Annotated in this window: 26 protein-coding genes; 14 read left to right on the forward strand and 12 right to left on the reverse strand. The window is 64.3% G+C overall.

The annotated features are described in order from the left end of the window. The first annotated feature begins 23 nt into the window (after nucleotides 1–23). Nucleotides 24–1,121, forward strand: coding sequence for a Wadjet anti-phage system protein JetD domain-containing protein (locus tag AB8P05_RS32810; RefSeq protein ID WP_472762085.1), 1,098 nt, complete (start codon nucleotides 24–26; stop codon nucleotides 1,119–1,121). Between the two features lie 7 nt (nucleotides 1,122–1,128). Here AB8P05_RS32810 and AB8P05_RS32815 read toward each other — a convergent pair whose 3' ends face one another. Next, on the reverse strand, nucleotides 1,129–5,067 hold the full coding sequence (locus AB8P05_RS32815; RefSeq protein ID WP_472762086.1) for an AAA family ATPase: 3,939 nt from the start codon (nucleotides 5,065–5,067) through the stop codon (nucleotides 1,129–1,131). A gap of 12 nt (nucleotides 5,068–5,079) precedes the next feature. Further along, nucleotides 5,080–6,291 (reverse strand): CorA family divalent cation transporter, encoded by a 1,212-nt coding sequence (locus tag AB8P05_RS32820; RefSeq protein ID WP_472762087.1) that lies wholly within the window; start codon nucleotides 6,289–6,291, stop codon nucleotides 5,080–5,082. Between the two features lie 476 nt (nucleotides 6,292–6,767). Between AB8P05_RS32820 and AB8P05_RS32825 the strand changes: the two genes are divergently transcribed. Then, nucleotides 6,768–7,214, forward strand: coding sequence for a GapR family DNA-binding domain-containing protein (locus AB8P05_RS32825; protein ID WP_472762088.1), 447 nt, complete (start codon nucleotides 6,768–6,770; stop codon nucleotides 7,212–7,214). A gap of 751 nt (nucleotides 7,215–7,965) precedes the next feature. Here AB8P05_RS32825 and AB8P05_RS32830 read toward each other — a convergent pair. Next, on the reverse strand, nucleotides 7,966–8,580 hold the full coding sequence (locus AB8P05_RS32830) for a hypothetical protein (protein WP_472762089.1): 615 nt from the start codon (nucleotides 8,578–8,580) through the stop codon (nucleotides 7,966–7,968). Between the two features lie 111 nt (nucleotides 8,581–8,691). On the opposite strand from AB8P05_RS32830, the gene AB8P05_RS32835 reads away from it, so the two are divergent. The 3 genes from AB8P05_RS32835 to AB8P05_RS32845 all read left to right on the forward strand — a co-directional run bounded on the left by AB8P05_RS32835 (nucleotide 8,692) and on the right by AB8P05_RS32845 (nucleotide 9,917). Further along, on the forward strand, nucleotides 8,692–8,910 hold the full coding sequence (locus tag AB8P05_RS32835; RefSeq protein WP_472762090.1) for a hypothetical protein: 219 nt from the start codon (nucleotides 8,692–8,694) through the stop codon (nucleotides 8,908–8,910). A 486-nt stretch (nucleotides 8,911–9,396) separates the two neighbouring features. Then, nucleotides 9,397–9,780, forward strand: coding sequence for a helix-turn-helix domain-containing protein (locus tag AB8P05_RS32840; RefSeq protein WP_472762091.1), 384 nt, complete (start codon nucleotides 9,397–9,399; stop codon nucleotides 9,778–9,780). Between the two features lie 5 nt (nucleotides 9,781–9,785). Beyond that, nucleotides 9,786–9,917, forward strand: a complete 132-nt coding sequence (locus AB8P05_RS32845; RefSeq protein WP_472762092.1) for a hypothetical protein — start codon at nucleotides 9,786–9,788, stop codon at nucleotides 9,915–9,917. A 550-nt stretch (nucleotides 9,918–10,467) separates the two neighbouring features. Here the strand turns inward: AB8P05_RS32845 and AB8P05_RS32850 are convergent. The 3 genes from AB8P05_RS32850 to AB8P05_RS32860 all read right to left on the reverse strand — a co-directional run bounded on the left by AB8P05_RS32850 (nucleotide 10,468) and on the right by AB8P05_RS32860 (nucleotide 11,251). Then, complete coding sequence (locus tag AB8P05_RS32850; protein ID WP_472762093.1) at nucleotides 10,468–10,632, reverse strand: hypothetical protein; 165 nt, start codon at nucleotides 10,630–10,632, stop codon at nucleotides 10,468–10,470. Between the two features lie 63 nt (nucleotides 10,633–10,695). Beyond that, a complete protein-coding gene (locus AB8P05_RS32855; RefSeq protein WP_472762094.1) occupies nucleotides 10,696–10,944 on the reverse strand; it encodes a BrnA antitoxin family protein in 249 nt (82 codons plus the stop codon). A gap of 16 nt (nucleotides 10,945–10,960) precedes the next feature. Beyond that, nucleotides 10,961–11,251 carry a BrnT family toxin gene (locus AB8P05_RS32860; RefSeq protein ID WP_472762095.1) on the reverse strand — a complete coding sequence of 97 codons (291 nt, stop codon included), beginning with the start codon at nucleotides 11,249–11,251 and terminating at the stop codon, nucleotides 10,961–10,963. Nucleotides 11,252–11,648: 397 nt separating this feature from the next. Between AB8P05_RS32860 and AB8P05_RS32865 the strand changes: the two genes are divergently transcribed. Beyond that, complete coding sequence (locus tag AB8P05_RS32865; protein ID WP_472762096.1) at nucleotides 11,649–13,205, forward strand: pentapeptide repeat-containing protein; 1,557 nt, start codon at nucleotides 11,649–11,651, stop codon at nucleotides 13,203–13,205. A 729-nt stretch (nucleotides 13,206–13,934) separates the two neighbouring features. On the opposite strand, the gene AB8P05_RS32870 is transcribed toward AB8P05_RS32865, so the two are convergent. After that, nucleotides 13,935–14,084: a hypothetical protein gene (locus tag AB8P05_RS32870; protein WP_472762097.1), complete on the reverse strand. Its 150-nt coding sequence runs from the start codon at nucleotides 14,082–14,084 to the stop codon at nucleotides 13,935–13,937. Nucleotides 14,085–14,398: 314 nt separating this feature from the next. Here AB8P05_RS32870 and AB8P05_RS32875 point away from each other — a divergent pair, with 314 nt between their 5' ends. Further along, a complete protein-coding gene (locus AB8P05_RS32875; protein ID WP_472762098.1) occupies nucleotides 14,399–15,304 on the forward strand; it encodes a recombinase family protein in 906 nt (301 codons plus the stop codon). A gap of 118 nt (nucleotides 15,305–15,422) precedes the next feature. On the opposite strand, the gene AB8P05_RS32880 is transcribed toward AB8P05_RS32875, so the two are convergent. Beyond that, entirely contained in the window at nucleotides 15,423–15,968 is a 546-nt protein-coding gene (locus tag AB8P05_RS32880) for a TetR/AcrR family transcriptional regulator (protein ID WP_472762099.1), read from the reverse strand. 103 nt (nucleotides 15,969–16,071) lie between these two features. Here AB8P05_RS32880 and AB8P05_RS32885 point away from each other — a divergent pair, with 103 nt between their 5' ends. From AB8P05_RS32885 to AB8P05_RS32895, 3 genes are all read left to right on the forward strand, one after another. Beyond that, nucleotides 16,072–17,394 (forward strand): NAD(P)/FAD-dependent oxidoreductase, encoded by a 1,323-nt coding sequence (locus AB8P05_RS32885; RefSeq protein ID WP_472762100.1) that lies wholly within the window; start codon nucleotides 16,072–16,074, stop codon nucleotides 17,392–17,394. A 2-nt stretch (nucleotides 17,395–17,396) separates the two neighbouring features. Then, nucleotides 17,397–17,720: a DMT family transporter gene (locus AB8P05_RS32890; protein ID WP_472762101.1), complete on the forward strand. Its 324-nt coding sequence runs from the start codon at nucleotides 17,397–17,399 to the stop codon at nucleotides 17,718–17,720. A 278-nt stretch (nucleotides 17,721–17,998) separates the two neighbouring features. Then, nucleotides 17,999–18,439, forward strand: a complete 441-nt coding sequence (locus tag AB8P05_RS32895; RefSeq protein WP_472762102.1) for a hypothetical protein — start codon at nucleotides 17,999–18,001, stop codon at nucleotides 18,437–18,439. Between the two features lie 68 nt (nucleotides 18,440–18,507). Here the strand turns inward: AB8P05_RS32895 and AB8P05_RS32900 are convergent, their stop codons facing one another. Next, complete coding sequence (locus AB8P05_RS32900; protein WP_472762103.1) at nucleotides 18,508–19,674, reverse strand: FkbM family methyltransferase; 1,167 nt, start codon at nucleotides 19,672–19,674, stop codon at nucleotides 18,508–18,510. 249 nt (nucleotides 19,675–19,923) lie between these two features. Here AB8P05_RS32900 and aqpZ point away from each other — a divergent pair, with 249 nt between their 5' ends. Further along, entirely contained in the window at nucleotides 19,924–20,661 is a 738-nt protein-coding gene (aqpZ, locus tag AB8P05_RS32905; protein WP_455176281.1) for an aquaporin Z, read from the forward strand. A gap of 269 nt (nucleotides 20,662–20,930) precedes the next feature. On the opposite strand, the gene AB8P05_RS32910 is transcribed toward aqpZ, so the two are convergent. Continuing rightward, nucleotides 20,931–21,620, reverse strand: coding sequence for a helix-turn-helix transcriptional regulator (locus tag AB8P05_RS32910; protein ID WP_472762104.1), 690 nt, complete (start codon nucleotides 21,618–21,620; stop codon nucleotides 20,931–20,933). Further along, on the reverse strand, nucleotides 21,548–22,129 hold the full coding sequence (locus AB8P05_RS32915; RefSeq protein ID WP_472762105.1) for a hypothetical protein: 582 nt from the start codon (nucleotides 22,127–22,129) through the stop codon (nucleotides 21,548–21,550). Before AB8P05_RS32915 ends, AB8P05_RS32910 begins: the two co-directional genes overlap by 73 nt. Nucleotides 22,130–22,320: 191 nt before the next feature. On the opposite strand from AB8P05_RS32915, the gene AB8P05_RS32920 reads away from it, so the two are divergent. From AB8P05_RS32920 to AB8P05_RS32930, 3 genes are all read left to right on the forward strand, one after another. Beyond that, on the forward strand, nucleotides 22,321–22,734 hold the full coding sequence (locus AB8P05_RS32920) for a response regulator (protein WP_472762106.1): 414 nt from the start codon (nucleotides 22,321–22,323) through the stop codon (nucleotides 22,732–22,734). Continuing rightward, a complete protein-coding gene (locus tag AB8P05_RS32925; protein ID WP_472762107.1) occupies nucleotides 22,698–22,847 on the forward strand; it encodes a hypothetical protein in 150 nt (49 codons plus the stop codon). Before AB8P05_RS32920 ends, AB8P05_RS32925 begins: the two co-directional genes overlap by 37 nt. 366 nt (nucleotides 22,848–23,213) lie before the next feature. Then, nucleotides 23,214–24,470, forward strand: coding sequence for an HAD-IIIA family hydrolase (locus AB8P05_RS32930; protein ID WP_472762108.1), 1,257 nt, complete (start codon nucleotides 23,214–23,216; stop codon nucleotides 24,468–24,470). 98 nt (nucleotides 24,471–24,568) lie between these two features. On the opposite strand, the gene AB8P05_RS32935 is transcribed toward AB8P05_RS32930, so the two are convergent. Further along, nucleotides 24,569–24,982: a YkvA family protein gene (locus AB8P05_RS32935; protein WP_472762109.1), complete on the reverse strand. Its 414-nt coding sequence runs from the start codon at nucleotides 24,980–24,982 to the stop codon at nucleotides 24,569–24,571. Nucleotides 24,983–25,231 lie beyond the last annotated feature (249 nt).

Genomic DNA, 25,231 nt, shown 5'->3' on the forward strand with positions numbered 1-25,231 from the left:
ACGCCGTCGGCGCGTTGGAGCACATGCTGGCGACCATCGAGCGGGAACCCGGGCGCAGCATCATCCGCGTTCACCCCGACTATGACGGCATGCGCACCGGCGAGGAGCTGGAGCGCTTCGGGCGCATCATGACGGCGGCCGAGAATGCCGGCGCCGTGCGGATCGTTCTCGAACGACGGCCGAGCGGTCCCGCCTCGATCCGCCATGTGGCGCTAGCCGACGCGGCGAAACTTGCGGCGCATCTCGGCCGGGTGCCGGCGATGGACGAAGCGGCACAAGCAACCGACGCACTCCGCCGGCTCACCGGTCCTCTGCCTGACTGGGTCGACGGGATTGCCGATGAGATCGCAGCGGCGTGGGCGATCCGGCGCGAGGGCTATCCGGGATTGGAACCCGGCGACGTGGGGACGGCCGCAGCCTTCCTGCGCCTCCTATGCGCGATCGACCACGGCGAGCATGCCGGCGTCGATATGCGGACCTTCTCCCGCCGCGCCTGCGGCGACAGCAAGGCCGCCGAACAGGGCTTGCCGCGCTTGGCGCGCGCTCTGCGCAAGCGTTTCGACCTTCCCAACGCTCCCCCGCGCGAAGCTCTTGCCGCTTTCGGCATCGAGAAATTTCCCCAGCCGGTGCTGTTGCGCGGATCGCTGTGCCTGCCCGGCGGGAAGCTGCTGGATGGACGGCCCTATGTCGGAGTGCCGCCGGAATGGCTGGAAACCCTGGCGGTCGCCGGACGACCGGAATATTTCCTCGTGATCGAGAATCTGGCGTCCTTCAACCGGCATGTGCGAGAGGTGGAGGATTCCAGCATCGTCCTGTACTCCGGCGGCTTTCCTGCCCTTGCGACGCTGAAGGCCATCCGGCGCATGGATGCGCTGCTGCCCGCCGATGTGCCGTTCTTCCATTGGGGCGACATTGATGCGGACGGCGTGCGGATCCTTCAACACATCGCCCGCTCCATCGACCGCCCGCTGCGTCCGCACCTGATGGGAGTGGATGCCTGGAGCGACGCAGCCGTCGACGAGCTTTGCCGGCATCTTGCCGACCCTGCCTTTGTGCCGATGGAGCAGGAGGAGTTGGACCCGCAAAGTCCCTTGGCCGGCACTCCCGCGCAGTGGCAATGAGCCGCATTCAATTGCGCCAGAAGCCAATCAGCGGAAAGGCGCACACGATGTGCGGAGCACCACTTGCCCCTCCTGGGGTGGATGCCACGACGTGGCCGCTGCCCTTGTCTCCGACCGGCAGAAGCTGTCGGTGACCAGGGATGGAGCAATGGCGATCCAGGCGCTTCAGCACCTGGGTATCATCGCTCAAGCGAAAGGCGAAGGCGGGCGCAGGATGGCTGTCCAACCCATCGAGCCGAACACTCCGCCCGACCAGGGCCTTGTCGCCTTTGCGCAACAAGGGTTCCGCACTGTCGCCCTGGGAGATTTCCAACGCACGGAGCAAGGGCAACAGCCCGTCCGTCATATCTACGGGCTCGCATGGCTTTCTGGCCTGGGGTAAGGCGCCGAACAGACCGCACACGACGCGGCGCAGTTCTACACCCTCCCGCGGATACACCTTATGCAAGTGACCGGCGTAGCCAGACAGGACGATCCGCTCGGCCTCAGTTTCCAGCTCGCACCAGCCGACCAAGGCTTTGCCCGCCACCGTGTCCCAGGCCAGCACCAGATCATGGGCACGCGGCTTGCCGGTCAGCGGTTCCACAATCAGCAGGGTGGCTGCATCGATTGGCGAGGGCAGCCATTTCGCCGCTGCACCGACTGAGAATATGGAGTGCCGATCCGGATCGATCCTCAGCAGTTCGGCGTCGGGAGGTGGCTCGTCCGCTGGGGCACCCTCCCCATCGCTTGCGGCAAGTTGTCCCACGATTTGGATAGAGCGTGCCGGGGCACGGGCATTCGGGAATGGAACGACCCTGGCGTCCTTCTTCGGCGCCTCTTCGGGCCAGTGATGCAGGATGGCAAGGCATTGTTCCCGGCGTTCGAGGAATGCATCAAGCATGTCGTCCACCACCTGCGCATGGTTCTGGCGCATGTCCTCAGATTGGAAATGGACGGACCAATTCAAAGCCTCGCCAAGAACCTCCTTATCGGGCGCTCCGTCGGGCAACAGGGAAAGGATAGCTTTGAACGGTTCGCGCGAGTGTGGCAGCACCGCGTCTCCGGTCAACGTGCGCAACCGCTTGCCCAAAGGCTGTAAGGTCGGGTGATCATGGACGGGGGTTTCCCCCTCGTTCAGGAACTTGACCAACGTCCTTTCAACAAAGGCGCGGGCTTCCCGGCAAAAATCCTGGATGGTGGAATCAGTGGATTTCCTGTCCCGCCATGCCTGCCGTTTAAGGATGATCTGATCCTGGTGGGGATCGAGCCTCACGATGTCGTATTCGTCCGGCCGAGCCACGAGATCCCATCGGGAAACCTTCTCGCTCACCGCCGCACCAATACGGAGGTCTCCGGCACGCGCCACCCTGGCTGAAAAGACACGGTCGAAGGTGAGGACGAACGGCTTGAACTCCTGGCGCGTGCACGCCACAAGGCCCTTTGCTAGAGTCCGCTGGTTGTCCTCATCGAACAAGCTTTGCGGGTCGTCGAGGAGCACAAACTGCAAGCCGCCATCGCGCTCCCAGACATATTGGGTGAGCGCCAGCACGAACGAGAAGAGCTGCGCCCTCTGGCGCGAGCTGTTCGTGATCTGGGCGGCATCACCCACTACGTCGCCTTGCTCGGCGCGCGATACAAGGGCGGAACCGTCGTGACCAAGCGCCACAAGGGTGGGGCCAACGTTGCTGGACGCCCGGTAAACCAGATTCAGAAACGTGCTGGTCTCCTTGTTCAGGGTGGCCAGCAGACCGCCCACTTGAACGTCGACCGCTTGCTTCAGCACCTTGAGGCCTTCGAGAGCGTCCGCGGCTCTGGTGGCCTTGGCGATCCGGGTTTCCTCGTCGACCCAACGCGTCAGGAGCATGCGCAACTCGCGTAAGTGGACCTGCGCCGCTGCCACGGGCACGTGATCGTGCAACAGGGTGCGCAAGCCATCGATGGCTGCGAGCAAGCATCCCCCCGGCAAATCCTCACCCTCGGCCAGCCCCACTCCGTAGGCTGCCGATACCACCGTGGAGCGCCGTTCCGCTGTGTCTGCGGCCCATGTCGCCGCATCCAGCAGAGTGGTCGTCACCTGGACAGCCTTTTCAACCCGCGATCCAGCCAGATCGGGATGCAGGCTCGGCAAGACCGACAACGTCGGATCAGGCAGACCGACCGCACCGGCTGCAAGGGCTTCCTCCGCCCGCCCGACCAGAGCTGCCAAAGTGGGAACATCCTTGAGCCGGGCCGCTATGTCGCCGGCGGTACTCTTCGCCCAGTCGGCGCGGAGCGAAGTCGGCCCCAGCATCCGGATGTGCTTCAGCTCACTTGCGACGGCCTCCGGCAAGTCTTTCTTGAAATCATTTGCTGCCTGCTCGATGAATTGATCGAGTGTGAACTGCAGGTCGGCGAGATCTTCTTGCGCCTGGGCCAATGCCGTGGCAATGGGCATTCCCAGATCGTGGTCGTGGTCCGCTTCGGTAAGGGAGCGAAGGCAAACGGGGCAGGCATCCGGTTCTCCTTCCCGGCCCTGCTCTTTCAGCCAAGCGGCGACGCGGGCGTACAGGCGACGGCGGACGAAGGCGGTCTTCTCCGCGTGCTGCCGGGCAAACTCGTTGGCGCGATCCGCCAGTGCCTGCACCTGCTTGCGAACCTCCTCGACCGTCGCCGCATCGATTGTGGCCAGCCTGCCGACCACTGCCGCGAGGGAGTCCCGTGGCGGCGTACCGCCGGTCAGAGTCGTGCGGGCACGGACCAGTTTCTCATCGAGCCCATCTAGAGCGACGCCTGTTTCCGGGACGCCCGCAGCCTTGGCGACCTCGGCGACAACCGAGGCCGTTCTCCGGCGCAGGTCGTTGTCGATGGCGTCAAGGCTGACCTTGCATTTGTCTCCCGATGTTGGGGAAGCAGCGGCCGGCGGCTTCGACGGGCTCTTCTCGAACAGCATCGTCAAGGCGCCGGCTTTGTCCGCAAAATCACTCACCGTCACCTTTTGGTCGTTCCGGCGGTTGGTCGTGAATGTGCCCTTCAGGAAGCTTGCGAACTTGGCAACGGACACTTCCGCAAGGTCGTTGATGGGGCGGAACTCGGTCAGTTCCTGGACGCCCTTGCCCAAGCTCTCCGGACGACCAAGCACAATGTAGGGAAGACGCGCCATATGCAGGACGCTGAGTTCTAACCCCAGGCGGGACACCCCAAGGGCGTCTTCCAGAGCTTGGGTTTGCTTCCCGTTGACCAACAAGCGGCTGGTGAAGCGGCCCTTGACCAGTGGCGCGACCTCGCGGCGGACGACCACAACCTGTCCCATCGCATTGGTCAGCGTGACCTCGACCCTGGTCTCGATTATCGCTCCGCCGGCTTGGGTCCGTGCGCGCCATTGCTCGGCGGTCGGCATGGGGACGACGGTTGGCAACAGGATCTCGTCGCCGTTGGGCAAGGCGTATGTGTTGACCAGCGTCTCGAACGGCTGAGGCTCGCTGGAGGCGCAGGGAATGTGCCCGGTCACCGCGAAAGTCAGCGCTTTGGCGATGGAGCTCTTCCCCGCACCGTTCTGGCCGCGGATCAACACCACGTCCCGCTCCACCTCAATGACCAGCGGCGGAGGAGTGCAGCCGTCGGCCAGACAGTAGGGATGAAGGCCGCCGAATTGCGTGATCTCGATCCTAATGACGGTCCAGCGCGGTTTGGCACCGAAGCGCACGCGGTCTGTCACGGCTGGCGGCTGGAATGGTTGGTCCAGCCAACCCATGATCGCCTTGGCAAGATCATCAGTGCCCCTGCCAAACGGCTTTGCGAAGATGTCCTGGCCAACCCGGTGGTCTAGGAAAAACTGCAGGGCATGGCGCTGCTGCGAATCCTCCAGATGGAAGGTGTCGCCGTTAGCCAATTGCACCGGCCAGCCGGCGACGACAGCCTCCAGAAACTCCCGTGCGGTGAGCGTGGCGGCTTCCTTGGGCCTCACCGGCGTTTCAACTGAGGTCACGGCGAACCTTTCTTAATTGCGGCCAAGCAGGAGTGCGGAGAGTTTCGGCAGTAGCCGGTAGCGGCCGAACGCGACGGTCAACCCGCCTACCAAAAGCGCGCCCAGGACGTAGGCTGCCAGCAGGCCCCACCAGAAGACGGGTTCGAGCGTGAGGTCGCTCATCTTGTTCATCCCGAACGCACCGGTCAGCAGCGAAGCCGGCAGGAACAGTGCTGCCACCGTGGTCAGGACGATCATAGTCAGGTTCTCTTGACGCCCGAGATCCAACCGTTCGGCCTCGTCCGCCAAGCGGATCTGCTCCTCAATCTCCTTCTGGATCTCGGGAAGGTGGTTCGCGGCACGCAGAAAGTCGTAGATCCGGTCACCCATGACGTATGTCGTCACGCGATGGGGTAGGTACTGCCGGCGAAACGCTGCGAAGCTGTTGCGCAGCTTTGCGATACCGGCGTCTGGGCCAGTTGCCTGATCAAGAAAAGCAGTCAACCGGACTCTTTGGTAGCAAACGGTCGCGAACAGCAAGCTGTAATAGATTTCCGTGTTCCGCGGTTGGCCATGTGTGGCTGCGCCCGCCAGAAACAGTGTCAGCCTGTTGCGCCACTCGTAGAGCCGCCAGTTCGCCCACTCCTGCAGATGATGAGCGAGGATGGTCTGCTGGGTCGTGGTGTCTGGACCAAACTCCTCCTTCCAAGACGCCATCCCGAGCGCAAGATGCAGCACAAAATCGTCTCGTACTTGATCTTCGGGCCATCCCCCTTCGGCATGGCAGAGATTGAAGTTCGGCAGGTCCTGGCCAAACCAGTGGACACGTCCGTCGACCTCATCCCAGCGTTCGGCTGGCAAAGCCAGAACGTTGCCCAGGATCCATTGCCGGAGGTGGAGTTCACGTCCGCCAACCCGCCAGATGGCAGGCATCGCCCCAGGATGTGCTGGGTGCCAAGAGGCGGCTGCAGTTGCCGTCCATTTCGCATCTTCAGGATTGAAGGGCCTGTTTCCGCTGACCTTAATTAGCAGAAGAGGGTGGACATCCGTCCAGAGCAGGTCCACCCACTCAATCTGCGCCCAAGGAAGGCCGTCTGGTCCAACCAGCTCCGGCCATATGTCAGGCAAGAAGGTCCATCGTGATGAATCTTCGCGCTTGCATGTTCTAGGCATGAAGAAGTCACGGCAGCCGGGAAGAAAGAACCGAGTTGCTTCTTCCAAGGCCTCCCGATCAGGCTCGACCAACCGTAGGATCCAGCTTCTCCAGGATTGCGAATGCTGCGCACGCGCCCTGTCTTCGCTGGCAAGGAAGAGCGGCGCGACCAAAAAGCAGGACCAATTGATCATTATCACAGAAGATAACTTTTCTTAGGATAGCGTCATCTCTCAGACGAGTGTCAATTCCTATATCTGTAACTAATAAGCGTCAACCCAAACGGGTGGAGGATGCTTCCTTTTTGCTTGCCGCGCACCCGCCGTTGGTTTCCACACCACAAGGCAGTGAGTGCACTTATGGAAAGACAGGATGATGGGTTCAGATATATCGAAATGTTTTCATCGACCAACAGGACAAAAACCTCTTCCACAGGCTGAACTCTTGTCCCACACCATTAATGCGTTACAGAGTGACGTAACGCATAATTCCATTGATGCGTCCCCATTAATGCGTTACATTACTCTGTAACGCATTAATGGGGACGATGATGGCGCGAGGTCGTCCAATGATTGGCACCCCGGAGGAGGCCGCAGAGCGGCGGCGGCGGCAAACAGCGGAGAGGGTGCGGCGTTTTAGAGAGCGGCACAGGGTGGAAAAGCAAAGATTCCCACCCAATGAACCAGCAGCAGTCGAATCCGCCACGCAGACGGTCGGCGAAAGTATGTCTTATGATACAGCTGGGAAGTATCTGCGCCGCTTAGTCGAACACATTGAGCATCTTGAAAAAGATTTGAGTGGATTGCGGACGCGAAATCCAGCACTCGCTGATGCCTATACCACTGAGCGACGATATGTACAGGAAGAGTTGAGGAAGATTTGGAATGAGGCAAAGAAGCTTGGCTTTGATGCCGAGGCTCTACACGAGATAATTCGGCTCCGCAAGTTCCCGCTGCCTCAACGTACTAAGCTAGAACACACCGTTAACATATACAAGAAAATGCTTGGGATGTAACAGAATATAGAGTTCAAATTAAATTCATCTCCTATAATCAGAATGGTTCGGTCAAACCTCTCCTGTCGTGATCTTGTCGCAGGGCTCAATCTTATGTCCATGGTCAGCATGGAGCCGCCATACGATGCGATCAAAGGAGCGTGCAAACTGATCTAATGAGCGTGATCCACGCAGCGCGTGCCCACCATCGCTCTTGCAGCTTCGCTCAATCCTTCTTTCCTGCGACAGGACCTCATGTCCGGCCGGCGCCAAGCAGCGCTCCGGGCCGTCTCCTCACAGAGCAATGACCCAGGGCGCTGAGATCCTGCAGAACGTCGTGTCGCCAGTCCATATGTGATGCAGCACGACCGCCAGCTTACGTGCGGCACTTGCGCTTGGCACCACGCCACGCTTCTGGGTGAATCTCCAGGTCGCTGTCGATGAATGGGATGCCTCTGTGGAAATTGCTGACTGGATGCCCAGCGCCACTTTCGCGCCACCGATGGCGTACGGCGATCAGTCGGCCACCAAGTCCTGCAGGAGTTTGTCATAACGTCCGCTCGGCGCTCCGGTTGTGCCATACTGAACAAGGACTTAGCCGGGTCGGGGATTTATCGCCCATCACCGGCCGGGCAGGGCGGTCCTGACGGAGGGATCTTCTCCGCTTGACTCAACATGTAGGGGACGGGTGCCGCGAACGACGTTCGCACGGACTCGAGTCGGATGGCGACGGCGAAGGTGGCCGCCGCCATCCGGGGGCGCAGACCACGTATCAGGGCGTCTGTTGGAAAATCCGGATTGTTTCAAGTTCGGTCAGGTGCAGCGTGGATCCCGACTGACTCAACAAGCCCTCGGCAATCGCATGAAGTTTGCTGAGATGAGCGTTTATTACCCTATCGGCATTTCTCAACGCCGTGAGCAAACCATCGCGGCAGAGAGCCGTTACGTTATCTGGGTCGAGATTCAGGTGGAGTCCCAATACCGTTAGACGGGACATGATCTGAGCGATGTCATCAGATGCCCCGACCACAGCGTCGAAACGGTCTGCGCCGGTCATCGGGTTCGCCAAACCGCGGGCGTGCTTCTCTCCAGCGATGCCACCGGCATTGAACGTCATGATGGGCTTGAAGACATTCGCCAGAACTGTGGCGATGACCTCCTCCCGAGGCAGATGTCCGGCCTTGAAGCCGTCCAGAAGTATTCGGATTTCTTCAGGGGTGTCCCTGATACCGCCGGCGTGGCAGGCGCTCCCCCCAAGGGTAGGGGCGCCGGTGGTGTCGACGGTGGGGCCGCCCGCAAGCACGAGCTCGCCTGGTTGTGCCAGGATGGCCACGGCATGACCGGCCTCATGGTACGCGGAGATGATCGTTTTATCGGTGTGTGGCAAGATCGGGGGCCTCTGTCATTGGAAAGCGCTTGATGACTCTTATCCACCAACGGGTGGTTGAAGTCATCTCGGGTGTAATCGCTGGCGTATGTAGGAGAGGCAAAGGTGCAGATGTACGGGGGCAAAGGGTTTCCGGCCGAGGCCGAGGTGCCCACCGTGGTGTTGAAGGTGCGCGCGCCGGATCCGGAGCGCGCCCTCGCCCTCGCCCTCGCCGGCGCCCGCGAGATCACCGCCGGCCTGCGCCTGGAAGCCGTCCACATCGGCGGCGCTCTGCCGGCCGAAGGCGTGTTCTACGAGGGCCCATGGCCCTGGTCGAACCGGGCGAGCTGAGCCGGCCACGACCGCGCCAAGCCCGAGGCTATGGGGAATGGGGCGATCGGATTGTTGATCATGGGCTGTTGCTCTGTCCGCCGTTTTGCCCCTATGGTTGGGGACAAGGCCGTCGGGGCGCGTGTGTCAGACGCGCCCGTCAGGTCCGGCCTTACGGCAGCAGGTCGAGGATCACTTTGACCAGCTGCAGAGCAAGGACCAGGAACTTGAGGATTTCCAGCATCCTCGTTCTCCTTGCTTGGGTGATGCGTGAAGGGGGTTGGTTGGCGCCGCCCCCTTCACACGCTCACGTTACCCATACAGAAAGGGGCAGGCAAGCCCCACTCTTCTAGATATTGTGGTTGACACATGAGATGCGGGGCCATTTTCCCGCCGATCATGCCCCATGATCAATATCTAGTGGGTTCAGATAGCCGTTTTGTCCCCGGTTGACGTACTCCCCGGATCGGGGATAGCCTCTCTCCGTCAATTGCACCGGAGGAGGCCATGACGATTGAGGGCACCGACAAAGCCGCCTTGCTGCGCAAGTTTCGAGACCGCCACAAGCTGAGCCAAAGCCAAGCCGCAAAGCTGTGCAACACCCCGGTGCGGACTTGGCAGGGCTGGGAAGGCGAGGGCCGGGAGCCGCCCGATTGCCTCTGGCGGCTGATCCACTACATCGACCGCTACGGCAAAAATCATGATCGGGTTGAGCCGATTCGATTCAGCGTGCGCGTCCCCGGCAAGGGGGCGATCAATGTCGCGGCCTCCCGCGCAAACGACTTTTTCGGGCGTGGGTTTATCGGCGGCGTCAACGACAGAGGCGAGCTGGTGGTGAAGGACGGTGTCACCGAGTTCGACGCCCTGGATTGGACGAGCGGAGACGAGTAATGAAAATGTACGGGGTCAAAGGGTTCCCGACCGGGGCCGAAGTGCCCGCCGTGGTGATGAAGGTGCGAGCGCCGGATCCGGAGCGTGCCCTCGCCCTCGCCGGTGCCCGCGAGATCGCCGCAGGACTGCGCCTGTAAGCCGTCCATATCGGTGGTGCCCTGCCGCAAGAAGGCGTTTTCTACGAGGGCCCCTGGCCCTGGCCGAACCGCGCGGCGTAACGCTGGCGAAAAACCGCTGCAGGCGATGGCGAAAATATAGACTCTTGAACACGCCTGATTATACCTTGGGGGTCTGGTGTCGTTGATCTGCGGAAATCATGCCGCAGACGGGTGGGCCTCGCCCGGATGCCGCGCTTATGAGGCGCTTGTCGCTAACAGAATAGGAGTGCCATGCGACTTAACGGTGATTGTGGTACAAACGATATGATTAACGTTATTGGTTTGTGCATTTTCTCGCTTTTTGTGTTCGCCGTGATGGCGTTTTGCGTCGCGGTCATCATCGGAGGCCCCCTGATCTTCACCGGGGCGAGCGTGATGGTGGCAGGAGTCGGGAAGGGGTTGGCCCACATTATTCGGGCCATCCCAAGGTGAGCCGAAAGGCCGGGGCGAAAGCTCCGGCCTTTCTTTTGAGTGCGAGGGCCGCAGTGGGCCGACCGGCAGGCGGGTGGGGCGGTGTAATGCCGTCACCTCACTCGGCCGGCATCGTCAGACGCGGGCCGATCCCCGTCAACACCGCCGCCCCGTCCCCAGGATACTCCAACGCGATCCCGGCCAAGCCCCAGTCCCCCTCGATGCGCTCCGCCGGCCACCAGCCCGGCCGGTCCATCAGGCCACTGCTGACCGTGGCAAACATCGCCCGGAACGCAACAACGGCGCCGCTGGTTGCCCAGGGCGCCATTGCCGGGTGGGTGGAAGGTTAGGTGCGCTTCTTGGCGCGTTCGTGCTCCACATAGGCGCGAAGCACGGCGTTGATCTTACTCTGGTATCGGTCGCTGTTGGTCCGGAACCAGTCTAAGACATCTTGGTCGAGGCGGATGCTGATCGCCTGTTTGCTCGGTGGTTCGACAACTCTCGCCGTCTGGAACCACGTCTCGTCGACGAGCGGAGCGGCATCGGGGTCGCGGCGAACCGCGACCTCGATGTCGGTATCAGTTTGACTGTCCACCCGCGACCAATCGGTCTTAGGAGTCCGGGGCGACGCCAGAGAACGTCGCGTGATACGCTCTTCTCTCACGTTTGTTCGCCTTTCTTGCCGAAATAATCCGGCAAACGTCGCCCCGCCATGTGAATACAACTGCAAGAATGCGGTTGTCCAACATGCCGAATGCGATAAACCGGGATTCACCGTTGTAGTTGCGAAGATCGGGCTTCTCGTACACCGGTCCTTCCCAAATATACATGGCATCAGAAAAATCAATGCCATGCTTCTCAGCGTTAGACTCGTTCTTATCCTCGTCCCATTCGAATTCCATTCGTTCCTACTCCAAAGGGTTGGTTGCCCCTATAGCCGAGGCGAGCTTGGTATGTTGTCGTCACAGTTGTTCTCCAACACATGATACAATTTGAGAGAGTGCTGCCGGTTCGCTTTGGGGGTCAGCCCGCCGCTTTACCGCAACACATCTGTATATACGAATATCCCGTACCGAGTTCAAGAACTTTCTTGGACCGGCTGTCATTGGTTTGGTCCTGCCGCCCGGCCCCTCGCGTGCACGCGAGGGCGGGGCGGCCAGTGGCCGCGGTTGTATCGGTGTGTTTTCCATATTGCCCCTACTGTGTTTTCTCCAGCGACCGGTTGTACGGTTGCGTCTCTAAAGCCATCCGACCTGAAAACGTGTAGCTTCGCTCCCCGCAATGGGGGGAGAGACGGATATGGCGTGGCTGAATTGGAAAGCAGAACGTTTGGTGGCGTGGCGCGAGAGCGGCCCGGTGCGCTGGGGCCGGCGCACCTGGAGCGCCTGGGGCAACGCAAAACTCCGGGCGGCTAAGGGGAGCCAACCGGCTCTTGCTTGGATTCTCGCTTGGTTGCGCGCTCATCCCACTGCGTCGGTTGCCTTGGCGGTTCTCGGGGTGATCGCGGTGCTGTTGGGGCCAGTGCTGTGGGTGGTCGGAGGGTGGGCGCTGATTCAGGAAACGACGGCGCGCGCCTTGACGGCATTCCGGAGCATTTCCGAACCTGAAAAGACCGTGGAAGCGTATGGCAAGCTTATCGGCGCGGTGGGCTTGCTAGTGGCGGCTCCAGTCGGCCTGGTGGGGGTCGGACTGGCCTTCTGGCGCACGTGGAACCAGCATCGCGACGGTGTGTTGGCAGCGCGCAAGCTGGAGGCGGAATCCTACGCCAAGGCGGCGGAAGCTTTTGCCAAGGCGGTGGACCATCTGGGCAGCGACAAATCCTCGGTCCGGATGGGCGCCGTTCTGGCCTTGGAGGCCTTAGGAAAAGCCACACCTCGCCTGCTATCCCAGGCTATCGAAATCCTGTGCGCCTTTGTCCGGGAGACCCGGTCAGTTTCTATTTCGCCCTTGACCTCTGATGAGGCGGGCGCTGCCGTCCCTGGAGTGATGCGCCTTCCCACAGACATCCAGCTAATCGTCAAAATCGTGGACCGCTTGAAACGGCAGGAGGGAGGCAAGCGTATCCAGATTGATCTCTCTAATGCTGATCTGAGCCGCGCAGAGCTGAGGAAGGCTGACCTGCACAGAGCTAAATTGCGTGGAGCTAAACTGCGCGAAGCCGACCTGATTAGGGCCAACCTGAACGGAGCCAACCTGAGTGAGGCCGACCTGAGCGGAGCCATCCTGCGCGGCGCAGATCTGAATATGGCATACCTAGAAGCGGCCGATCTATCCGGGGCTAACCTTCGCGGCGCAGTGCTGAGCGCGACCGACTTTAGCGCGGCCAACCTGAGCGAAGTCAATCTGATTAACGCCGACCTGAGCAGTGCATATCTGGGCGATGCCAACCTAAGTGGGGCTAACCTGCGCGGCGCCAACCTGCGCGAGGCCGAACTCAACGAGGTCAGCCTAAGCGGGGCTGACTTGAACGGAGCCAACCTGAGCGGGGTCCACCTGCGAGGCGCCAACTTGAGCAAAGCTAACCTGCGTGGGGCTGACCTGAGCGGGGCTGACCTGAACGGAGCCAACCTGCGAGGCGCCAACCTGCGAGGCGCCAACTTGAGCGAAGCCAAGGTGAGTGAGGCTAAACTGAGCGGAGCCAACCTGCGGGACGCCAACCTGAGCGGGGCCAACCTGCGGGGTGCCAACTTGAGCGAAGCCGACCTGCGAGACGCCAACTTGAACGGGGCCGACCTGCGAGACGCCAACTTGAACGGGGCCGACCTGCGAGACGCCAACTTGAACGGGGCTAACCTAAGCGAGACCATCCTCGTCGAGAGCCAAGATGACCAACCCTCTGCAGGCTCGGCGCCGTAAGCGCGGTTGCACTTCTCCATTTTCCATATCGCTACTTCGCCGCCCCGGTTGTATTCGAGCAAGCCCCTGATCTACCGAGGCTTCGCGTGGCAGTAGAAGTTATGCGGCAGCCGTTGGACCGCCTCAGATCAACATCTTGTGGACGGCCGCCACGCAGCCAGCCCCTGGAGGTTGAAACCCGACTTGGCCGGGCTGAATCCGGCAAAGCGAACCTTGGTCAGTGTGGGTGCGCCTGCGTTCTCACATCCCGAACAATCCACGCAGTTTCGTGTAGTGAAACTGGATCGGCGACGTTCGCAATTCAAACTTTTCCTAGAAGCTAATTGACTGTTTTCGTTGGTCTTATTAGAGGGCTCGGTCCCTTTTGCGCTATGCGATCAGGGATATTTGACGCTCAAATTTTTCAATGAAAAATCTCAGGAGAAAGCGACAGCAGCCGTTGGACCGCCTCAGATCAACATCTTGTGGACGGCCGCCACGCAGCCAGCCCCTGGAGGTTGAAACCCGACTTGGCCGGGCTGAATCCGGCAAAGCGAACCTTGGTCAGTGTGGGTGCGCCTGCGTTCTCACATCCCGAACAATCCACGCAGTTTCGTGTAGTGAAACTGGATCGGCGACGTTCGCAATTCAAACTTTTCCTAGAAGCTAATTGACTGTTTTCGTTGGTCTTATTAGAGGGCTCGGTCCCTTTTGCGCTATGCGATCAGGGATATTTGACGCTCAAATTTTTCAATGAAAAATCTCAGGAGAAAGCGACAGATGCAGCCACGCCGCCAGAACCGGCGTTCCGGCAGCCGCCTGCGCCAGCCGGCCGACCGCCCCGGAGGCGCGCTCCAGGGGAGCGAGGAGAGCCGAGGAATCGGTGAGGCGCTGGGTCATTCTTTATTTATCAATATTTTATTGCGTTTTGATGCCCATAGGGCGCAAAGATGTCCAGTTTTCCCATAGAACCGCAGCCGCTGTCAGGTGTCCGATGCGAAAAGCCGGCAACCGGCCGATCGGCCCAACCAACCGGCTTGGCGTCTTGTCGCGTGGCATGGCCCGGCGGCGGATGCGAGCGGCGGGAGCGAAGCAACCCAGCCTGTCCGGCGAGCCGCCGTAAAGAAAACGGTCCGTACCGAAACGGTCGTTTACTCATGCGTCCTGAAACTTTACGAAAGGGGTCCCGCCCCCTTTCCGGTTCGAAATCCGCCATGGCGCTCATCGGCTACGCCCGCGTCTCGACAGACGATCAGACCACCGCCGCCCAGATGGACGCGCTGCGCGCCGCCGGCTGCACCACGATCTTCGAGGAAAAGGCGTCCGGCGCCTCGCGCGCCCGGCCGGAGCTGGCGAAGGCCCTGGCCCGTCTCGGCCGCGGCGACACGCTGGTGATCTGGAAGCTCGACCGGCTCGGCCGCTCGCTGTCGCATCTGTTGGAGGTCATCGAGGATCTGCGCGGGCGCGGCTGCCACTTCCGCTGCCTCACCAGCCCGATCGACACCGCCAGCCCGCACGGCACGCTGGTGCTGCAGATGCTGGGCGCCGTGGCGGAGTACGAACGCTCCCTGATCCGCGAGCGGACGAAGGCCGGGCTGGCGGCGGCCAAGGCACGGGGCAGGGTCGGCGGCAATCCCAAGCTGAAGCAGGGCGACACGGCGACGGTGCGGCGCTTGGCGGAGCGGCAGCGCCAACTCTACCTGATGGAGCTGACCCGGACGGCGGAGGAGTGGCTGCCCACTGTGCGGCGTCTTCGGCCCTCCCGCTCGTGGGCGGCGGTGACCCGCGCCCTCAACGCCAAGCTGCCGCCGGGTCGGCACTGGACCGCCGAGCGGTTGCGCCGGGCCGTCCGTGCCTTCGTCGCCGAGGGGCTGGCCGACCGGGTGCTGCTCGACAAGGTGCCCTCCGTGCGCGGAGACGACCGGCTCATGGTGCTGGTCGCCGGCATCGCGCGGGCAAACCCCAAGCTGTCGCTGCGGGCGATCGGTGCGCAGCTGGAGGCGATGCGGGAGACCACGCCGCGGGGTGGGCGCACCTGGGCCGCAGCCTCGGTCAAACACCTACTCGACCGCGCCAAGGAACAAGGGCTGGTGCGTGAGGAAGACCGGACGTCGGCATGATGCGGCGTACGGATTGACGGAAGTGGGCCGGTTGCGCTCCGGTCTTGTCGCAGCCAACGCTCGTGGCAAAAAGCTCGGCCGGAGGTCTACGGCGCTGAGTCGAGCCGTCCCCGATTGACTAGGCATTTTCTGCGATCAAGGTCTTGATGTCCTTGAAGATGTCGTCCCATTGCCCACTGGTGAGCGGCACCAGTCCAAGGAATCGCAGGAGGACCACGCCCTCGGTGGCCAGGAAGGCCAGCCGGGCGCGCCGGGCCTCGTCGGTGTTGAGGTCAAGGCCGTCCAACCGACGTTCATACCAGTGGCGGGTTTCCGCGAGGTGCTCCGGCGTCTGCAGAAGCGCTGCCAACAGCCCAACGACACGACTGTGCGAACCGTCATCGTGCCGGTGGGTCGTCTCAACATGAGCCGCAACGCGTTCGACCGGGGTCGCCCCCTCGCCGGCGATCTTATCGAACTGCTGTTCGTAATCGCCAATCCAACGCTTGAGCATCGCGGCGATCAGCACCTCCTTGGTGCCGAAGCAGGACTGAACTCCTCCCTTCGTGATCCCGGCAGCCTTCGCGACCGCGTCGATCGTCAACGCGGCGGCCCCCCGGGAGCCTATGATTTCCTCAGCAACTTCAAGAACATGGTTTCGGTCGATGGTCTTGTGGCGCCCCATGGCCTCATCTCTCTTGCAAATTACCAATACGAACGTATTTTAAATCACGGCCAGCTTCGCCGCAAGGCTTGGCTCGTCGACCACAGCTTCCGGATCATGAGATATGGAAGAACACAAACGCGTCGTCATCGTCGGCGGTGGCTTCGGCGGCCTCGCGGCCGCCAAGGCGTTGGCGGGCAGCACGGCCGACGTGGTGCTGATCGACCGAAGCAATCATCACCTGTTCCAACCCCTCCTTTATCAGGTCGCAACCGCAGCCCTGTCCCCGGCGGACATCGCCGCGGCGACACGATCCTTGTTCGGGAAATCCTCGAACGTCACTGTGGTGATGGACGAGGTGACGGGCGTGGACACCGCACGTAAGCGGGTGAACGCTGCGCAGAGCGGTGCCATTCCGTACGATTACCTGATCCTGGCAACGGGAGCCGATTACAGCTTCTTTGGGCACGACGAGTGGGCGGATCACGCCCCGGTTCTGAAAACGCTGGACGATGCCCTGCGCATCCGGGCGCGCTTGCTGGCCGCGTTCGAAGAAGCCGAGCGGAGCGACGATGACGAAGAGATCCAGCGCCTGCTGACCTTCGTCGTCGTCGGTGCCGGCCCGACCGGGGTCGAAATGGCTGGCGCCATCGCCGAGTTGGCGCGGACGGCGCTCGCCGATGCCTTCCGGCGCGTGACCAGCCAGCAGGTGCGGATTCTATTGGCGGAGGCTGGAAAGACTGTACTCTCGGCCTTCCGCCCCGAGCAGTCGAGCCAAGCCCTCCATGCCCTCCGGACGCTGGGTGTTCAAGTCCTGCTGGATCAGGCGGTCGAGCGGATCGACGAGAGCGGAATCGTTATCGGTGGCAAGCGGATTGCGAGCGCAAACGTAATCTGGTGCGCCGGCACCCAGGCGCGTCCGGCTGGAGCTTGGCTTCACGCGGAGACGGCGCGGAACAAGGCCGTGCTGGTTGCTCCCGATTGCTCCATCCCGGGTCATCCGGATGTTTTCGCCATCGGCGACGTGGCCAGCCACCGAACCGCCGATGGGACCGTCCTGCCAGGATTGGCACCGGTTGCCAAGCAGCAGGGGCGTTACGTCGCCAAGCTCATTCTGGCGCGCCTCGCCGGCCGCTCGGCGCCAGCAGCCTTCCACTATCGCAACTGGGGGACCATGGCGGTGATCGGCCGGTCGCGGGCCGTCGCCGATTTCGGTTGGCTGCGGCTTGGCGGGCACATGGCATGGCTCACCTGGTCGCTGGTCCACCTGCTGCTCCTCGTCGACCATCGCAGCCGCCTGTCGGTCCACCTCAACTGGACCTGGGCGTGGTTCACAAACCGCCGCGCCGCCCGCCTGCTCACACACTGGCCGGGCCAGCCGCCACGCCGCATCGGCGGGAAGCCCGGCAGTTCCAGGCACAACGACACACAACATTCAAGGATCTGACCATGGCTTGGCTCTATCTTGTTCTCGGCGGCGTATTCGAAATCGGATTCACGACCTGCCTGCGCTATACGGATGGCTTCAGGAACCTGCCCTGGACGTTGGGTTTCATCGTCTCGCTCACCCTCAGCATGGCCCTTCTCGAAGTGGCGACGCGGTCTGGCATTCCTCTGGGCACCGGCTATGCAGTGTGGACCGGCATCGGCGCCCTCGGCACGGTTGTCATCGGCATGATGGCATTCGGCGAGCCGGCGACGCCGGTGCGCATCCTGCTCATCTTTGGGCTGGTGGCCTGCATCGCCGGCCTTAAACTGACTTCCGGTCACTGAGTTCAGAACGACCGAAGAGGCTCGTACGTCCCTGGGTGGTCTAATGAAAAGTAACCCTTGAACCACACGCTGATCTCCTCCTGAGAGGTGCAGCGTGGGTCTGACGCCGTGGCCTGTTTGCATCCGGCGGCCGGGACACGGTGACGCGGACCCAAGCATGCTCCAGTCGATCGCGAGGATCATGCCCGTGCTGATCCATCTCTACGTCATCGCCAGGCTGAGCCGCCAGTTCGGGGTCGCTTGGTGTATGGCCGCCTCGGCAGCGCCGGCTCTACCTGATGGAGTTGACCCGGACGGCGGAGGAGTGGCTGCCCACTGTGCGGCGTCTTCGGCTGGCCCACTCCCCGGCCCGCTCCTGGGCGGCGGTGACGCGGGCGGTGAACGCCAGACTGCCGCCCGGCCGGCATTGGACCGCCGAGCGGCTGCGCCGCGCCGTCCACGCCTATGTCGATGAAGGGCTGGCCGAGCGGGCGCTGCTCGACAAGGCGCCTGCGGTCCGCGGTGACGACCGGCTGATGGTGCTGGTGGCCGGCATCGCCCGGGCGAACCCGACGCTGTCGCTGCGGGCCATCGGCGCCCAGCTGGAGGCGATGCGGGAGACCACGCCGCGGGGCGGACGCAGTTGGGCGGCGGCCTCGGTCAAGAACCTGCTGGACCGTGCCCGGGCGCAGGGTCTGCTGCCTGCCGGAGCCGCTCCTGCTTCGCCGCAGGGAAGCTGATCGGGCGGCGCGATGGGGCAGCGGCGACAGCCCGGCCGCGAAGCGCCACCCCTGCCCGCCATCGAGCCCTATTCGACATAAAGCACGGTGTCGTGGTGGATCGGGCTGTGATGGCGCAGCCGGTAACGGCTGCCCGGGCGCATCGTCTCGATCAGGCGGGGGATCGCCGCGAAATCCCCGATGTCGTGATAGACCGCGACCGCCAGCTTCGGCCGATGGTCGCGGATGGTCCGTTCCGCCCCGCGCAGGGCGGGCATCTCGGCCCCCTCGATGTCCAGCTTGATGAAGCTCACCGGTCCCAGCCCGAGATCGTCCAGCGCCTGGACCGGAACGGTCACATCACCTCCCGCATCCAGCCGGCCGCCCGGCCCGTGGCCACCGGAAAAGTGCAAGGTGTCCGCATGGCTCCACAGGCCGATGGGGTGAATGGTCACGCGGGGAAGGGCGGCGGCGCGCTCCCGCAGGCGGGGGAGGTTCGAGGGGTCCGCTTCGAACGCGTGGATGTGACGATGGGTGCCCCCTGAGGTGCCCCCTGTGCAGGCGGCGAAGGCCGCCACGGTGTCGCCGTCGAATGCCCCGCCGTCCACCAGCACCTCGTCCCTGCCGACGGCCAGGGCATCGGTGAAGAAATACATGTCCCGGTAGGGAAGCCGGACCGGTTCCAGCCAGCGGGCGTCCCAGGTCAGGCGGTAGAGCATCACCGACAGGAAGCAGCGGCGGCTGGCATCGTCGTCGAAGCCGTTCCACTCCGCCTCCCACTCCGCCAGGGCGGCGATCTGCCCGGCGCTCCCCATCATGTCGGGCGAGCACAGCCCGGCGGAGCGCATCGCCTCGAACAGCGACAGCAGCGGCCGGCCGCTGGGCTGCCACAGCGCGCTGAAATGGGCGACGGCCTCGTCGGAGCTGCAGCACATGACGCCGACGGCCCGGGGTTCGCGCCGGATCAGCTCGCGAAGCCCGTCATCGCCGAGGATCGTCCCGTTCCCCAAAGACTGGCCGGCACGGGCGTTGTCCACGACCCCGACGACCGTCCAATGCGCGATTGCATGCCGCACGAGGGGCTGCGCCATCACCGACCCGGCACCGAGAAGGACCAGCGGCACCCCGCCCGGATCCAAATCCCGGCGGTCCCCCGCCTGCAGCACGCGCCAGTCGCCGGGCGTCCGCATCGCCTGCTCCAGCCGCCCGCCAAGCGCATGGCGGAGCGCCGTCACCTCATCACCCTCATTCCCCATGCCTCGCCCCCTGTCCCTGGCCCTCTGCCGCACCGGATTCCGCGGAGCATAGCAGCGCGCTTCCCCTCCGGCGGACGGAAGTTGCCGCCGGGGTGCCGGCCCCCGCCTTTCCACCCCTCCTGTTCTTCTGCCACATCCTCCTGTCCGAACGCGCGAACTCCCTCGCGCGGAAGTGGATTTATGCTCGTTGCCGTGCCGGCGATGGCCGGGTTTCGTCAACCGTGACAGCAGCGGGAGGTTGGCATGAGTATGATAAGGCGCAGCTCCGCCGAGTTTCTCGGGACATTCTGGCTGGTCTTCGGCGGCTGCGGCAGCGCCGTGCTCGCCGCGGCCTTTCCGCAGGTCGGGATCGGGCTGCTCGGCGTCTCCCTCGCCTTCGGGCTCACCGTCCTGACCATGGCCTATTCCATCGGCCACATCTCCGGCTGCCATCTGAACCCGGCGGTGACGGTCGGGCTGTGGGCCGGCGGGCGGTTTCCGGCCAAGGACATCCTGCCCTATGTGCTGGCCCAGCTGGTCGGGGCCTTCGCGGCGGCCCTGGTCCTCTATGTCATCGCCACCGGCAAGGCCGACTACAGCCTCGCCGTCAACGGCCTCGCCGCCAACGGGTACGAGGCGCATTCGCCCGGCCAGTACAACGTCACCTCGGCCCTGGCGATCGAGCTGGTGCTGACCTTCTTCTTCGTGCTGGTGATCCTGGGCTCCACCGACCGGCGGGCGCCGGCCGGCTTCGCGCCGCTGGCCATCGGCATGGCGCTCGTCCTCATCCACCTGATCAGCATCCCGGTCACCAACACCTCGGTGAACCCGGCGCGCAGCACCGGCCCGGCGCTGGTGGTCGGCGGATGGGCGCTGCAGCAGCTCTGGCTGTTCTGGATCGCCCCGCTGGCCGGCGGACTGGCGGGCGGGCTGGCCTACCGCGCGCTTGCCGAGGACGTGCCGGCGAAGCCCGCCATCACCGGCGAGGCGAAAAGCTCCTCCACCTGATCCGGGCGATGGGGCCGGTTTACCGGGAAGCGGTTCGAGAGCCGGCCCCCCATCCTCACCCCCGGTTCACGCCCCCAATTCCTGCCGATGTCGCAACTCCGTCAGCCCGTCCACTGTTATTCAGGCAGTGCAGACGGCGCAGAAGGCGTATCCATGCGGCAGTTCGACCCCGATTCCAACCCGATGACCGAGGCCGATTACGGCATCGTGCTGGGCCTCTTCATCGGCATCTATCTCGGCCTCCTGGTGGTGTCGGCGCTGCCGTAAGATCACCCCGCCTGCGGCCGCTCCGGCAGCATCAGGCAGCGGTTGACCAGGTTCATCAGCTCGCTCTGGCGGGTGGTTCCGGTCTTGGTGAAGATGCTGCGCAGCTGGCTGCGCACCGTGCTGATCGCGACGCCGCGGCGGTCGCCGCTTTCCGCCGGGGTCAGGTCGGCCAGCAGGTCGGCGACCAGCCGGGATTCCACCGGCGTCAGACCGAACAGGGCGCCCAGCCGCGCCTCCAGCCCCGGTGCCACCGCGGCGGGGTCGACGATGTAGACCGCCGTCCGGATCCGCCCCCCATCCCCACCGCCGCCCTGCGGCCCCGCCGCCTCGTGCGACAGCGGAAGGACGGTCAGCAGGTAGGGCGCCCGGCCGGAGGGGCGCGACACGCGGAGGTCGGCCGCCTCCACCCCGGCCCGACCGGCCGTTCTTCCGCCGTTCGACAGCGACGCCTCCAGAACATGCGCCAGCCGGCGCGCCTCGGCTCCCCGCTCGGCCTGCAGACGGCCGTGCACGAGCCGAAGCCCGTCGCGCGCGTCGATCATCGCCTGTCCGGCCCGGTTCACGGCGACCGTCCGTCCGGCGCCGTCGAGCAGGACGACCCCCATCGGCAGGCCGTCGATCATGCGGGCGCTCCAGGCCGTCTCCTCCTCCCGGCCGTCCCGGCGCGCCCACAGCCGGACGCGCAGCCGCATGGCGCGCTGAAGATGGGGGCGCAGTCCCGCAGGAGCCGGGCCGTCTCCTCCGGGAAGGGCGGCCTGTCGGCGGGGCGGAACAGGCTCAGCACCGGCTGCATCGGCGTCAGTTCCCCGCCGTCGGCCAGTGAGACGGAGCACAGCCGCCCCATCCCCTCCCGCTTCAGCATGTCGTTGAAGATCATCGAGCGGTGGAGTTCCGCCTCGGGCACCAGCTCCTCGCCGCGGCGGACCACGCAGCGGTCCAGCAGGCCCTGCGCCGCCGCCGCGTTGGCCCAGAGGTCGCGATGGCGGAAATGGGCGGTGTAATCGCCGAGCAGCCCGTCGGAGATGTTGTGACGCACCCACAGCGCCATGGTCCGGGCATCCTGCCCGAGCGCCGCGGTGAACAGGAAGCCGTGCGTGGCGCCGGCCGACGCGCAGATCCGCTCCAGGATGCCTTCCCAGCGCTCCGGGAAGGTCACCGTGTCGTAGATGTCCTCGATCAGTTGGTCGGCCGATTGCCCCATGGGAGAGTTCCTCCGATCCGGGACAATTTCTCGTAGGCAATTGCCGCCGCTCAAGACCGATCAGTTGCGTATAACCATCGGACGAACGGTTCGTCCGTCATGTGAAGGATGCGGGTCACCGGGATTTTCCTCAAAAGTCGACAACGCGGAGCCCTGCCGAAGGCGGGAGCCTTCGAACCGGAGCCGCCGCCATGACCGCAGCCATGACTGACGACCGCCCACCCCCGTCCTCCGCCGCAAGGCCGCCCGTCCACCCGTCCGGGCGCCCGTCCGAAGGCCGGATACGCCTGGCGCTGGTCGCCGACCGCGACCCCCTGCTGCGCGAGGGGCTGCGGCTTTACCTGGAAACGCTGGGATGGCAGGCGGTGGCGGGCAGGACTGTGGACGAGGGGCTGGGGCTGCTGGCGCGCATGGCCACCCGGCCGCCCGACTGCCCGCCCGGTTCCATCCTCCCCGATCCGATCGTCCCCGACCTGATCGTGATAGGGGAGACGGAGCGCCGGGGGCGGCCACGCCCTGGCCGTCCCTGCTCGACCGGCTGGCGGCGGTCCAGGGCACGGTGCGCACGGTGCTGCTGTCCATCGCGGCGTCGAACCACGAACTGATGCTCCGGGCGCGCGACCGCGGCTTCGACACCATCCACCTCGACTTGGCGCCCCTGAACCTGGACGCCCTGCTGCTCGGCTATGTGCGCCGGATCGAAGGAGGGCGGAGCTGACGGGGTGGCGGACCTCATGGATTATCATGAAATCATTTTATCATGTCCTGTGCTGTTCTGATGGTCGCCCAGATCGTGAACAGAGGGCTGTGGACAGGAAATGGACTGGTGCCGTGACGAAATGCCGGGACACTCGACCATGCCCTGCTGGCCCAGAGGGCGGAAGAGCGCCCCCTTCACCCGCTGCCTGATCGACAACTGCCCCGTGCAGCCGGCTCCACTGGCCCGGCAGCCATATCCGCCGCCTGACCGGCACGCTCCGGCGACTGGCGGACGCGGCGGGCAGACAAGACGCGGGTTGACAAGACGCTTGGGCAAGCGGCTTTTCGACCCGGCCGGAACGCGAAAGAAAGACCTTCCATTACCATGCTGCATCAGGCTGTCATTCTTGTCGGCGGACGGGGGACGCGGCTCGGACCGCTGACCGACGACACGCCCAAGCCCCTCCTGCCGGTGGGAGACCGGCCGCTCCTCGCCTATCTGGTCGATGAGCTGTCCCGGCAAGGCTTCAACGACATCCTGATGCTGGCCGGCTACCGCGGCGACCGGCTCGAACGCTTCTGCGAAGAGATGCAGCGCCCAGGCCTGCAGCTGCGCTGCGTGACGGAACCGGAGCCGGCCGGCACCGGAGGCGCCCTGCGGATGGTGGCGGACCTGCTGGACGTTCAGTTCCTGCTGCTGAACGGCGACACGCTGTTCGACATCAACCTCAACGACCTTGCGACCCCGCCTCTGCCGGCCGACGGCAGCGTCCTGGCGAGGATGGCGCTGCGCCGGGTTCCCGACACCGCCCGTTACGGCGCCATCGCCCTGGAGGCTGGTCGGGTCACCGCCATGCATGAAAAGGGGCGGACGGGGGAGGGGCTGATCAACGGCGGCCTTTATCTGCTCGACCGCCGCGCGATCGACCGGCTGCCACCGTCGCCCTGCTCGATCGAGACCGGCCTGTTCCCCCTGCTGGCGGCGGAGGGTGCCATCGAGGGGCGGGTCTACGACCGTTTCTTCCTGGACATCGGCGTGCCCGACGATTTCGCCCTGGCCCAGAGCGCCATTCCCGCCAGCCGGCGCCGCAGGGCCGCCTTCTTCGACCGCGACGGCGTGCTGAACGAGGACATCGGCTTCGCCCACCGTCCCGACCAGATCACCTGGATGCCGGGGGCCAGGGAGGCGGTGAAGCGGCTGAACGATGCCGGCTTCCTGGTGTTCGTCGTCACCAACCAGGGCGGGGTCGCCCGCGGCCTCTACAGCGAGGAGCATGTGCGCACGCTGCATCGCTGGATGCAGGAGGAGCTGCGCGCCGTCGGCGCCCATGTCGACGCCTTCTACCACTGCCCGCACCATCCCGATCATGGCGAGCCGCCCTATCGCACCGACTGCCGCTGCCGCAAGCCGGAGCCGGGGATGCTGCTGCAGGCGATGGCGGAGTGGCCGGTGGAGCCGCAGGGCAGCTTCCTGATCGGCGACCGCGAGACCGACGTCCAGGCGGCGCAGCGGGCGGGCATCGAAGGGACGCTCTACCGCGGCGGCGACCTCGACGCGCTGGTGGCCGGCATCCTTGCGCGCTCCGGGGCCCACTCCGGAGCCACTCCCGGGACCGGTGCGCAGGCCGAAGCCGTCCGCTAGAGTCCGTCAGATGCTTACTGAAGCATCTGACGGACTCTAGCCTTTTGATTTTCCCTGCGATTCACGCTTCAGACGATTCAGTCTGAACCGATCGCACTCTAAGGAAGCCACGCCTCAAGCCAGGGGGCCAGCCACCGCCAGAGCAGGACGGCGGCGGCCAGCCACAGGGCGACCATGACCGCCGCGGCGGCGACGCTGACCGGCCGGGCGGCCTGACGCGCCGCCGCGGCCCGGTGTTCGGCCAGAAGCTGCGGCGGGATCAGGCGGATGACCAGCAGGATGCCGAGCGGCACGATCAGCAGATCATCCAGATAGCCCAGCACCGGAATGAAGTCCGGGATCAGGTCGATGGGACTCAGCGCATAGGCGGCAACCGCCATCGCCAGCAGGCGGACATGCCGGGGCGTCCGCGGGTCGCGCGCCGCCAGATAGACGGCGAGCACGTCGCGCTTGATGCCCCGCGCCCATCTCTTCGCGCGTGCCAGTGCCGATGCTTCGGCGTTCTCGGTCATGCCGCTGATGTCCGGTTATGGCCATCCCATCCGCTGACGGCGGCCGGGCCCGGAAGGCTGTAACCCAACCCCGGCAGTCCGTCGAGCCCCGCGACGGCGGAGCCGATACCACCCGAACGGGAAGGGCGCGCGGCCTCGGCCGCCTTGGGTATAGCCGGCAATCCTTTGGAATAAACCTCCCGCGTGCTTCCTGCCCCACGCAATCAGACGTAGGTTTTTCTGTCCCTACATGCAGGTTTTCCAAAAAGC

This window comes from Azospirillum sp. VT-I1 (genome assembly GCF_055698305.1).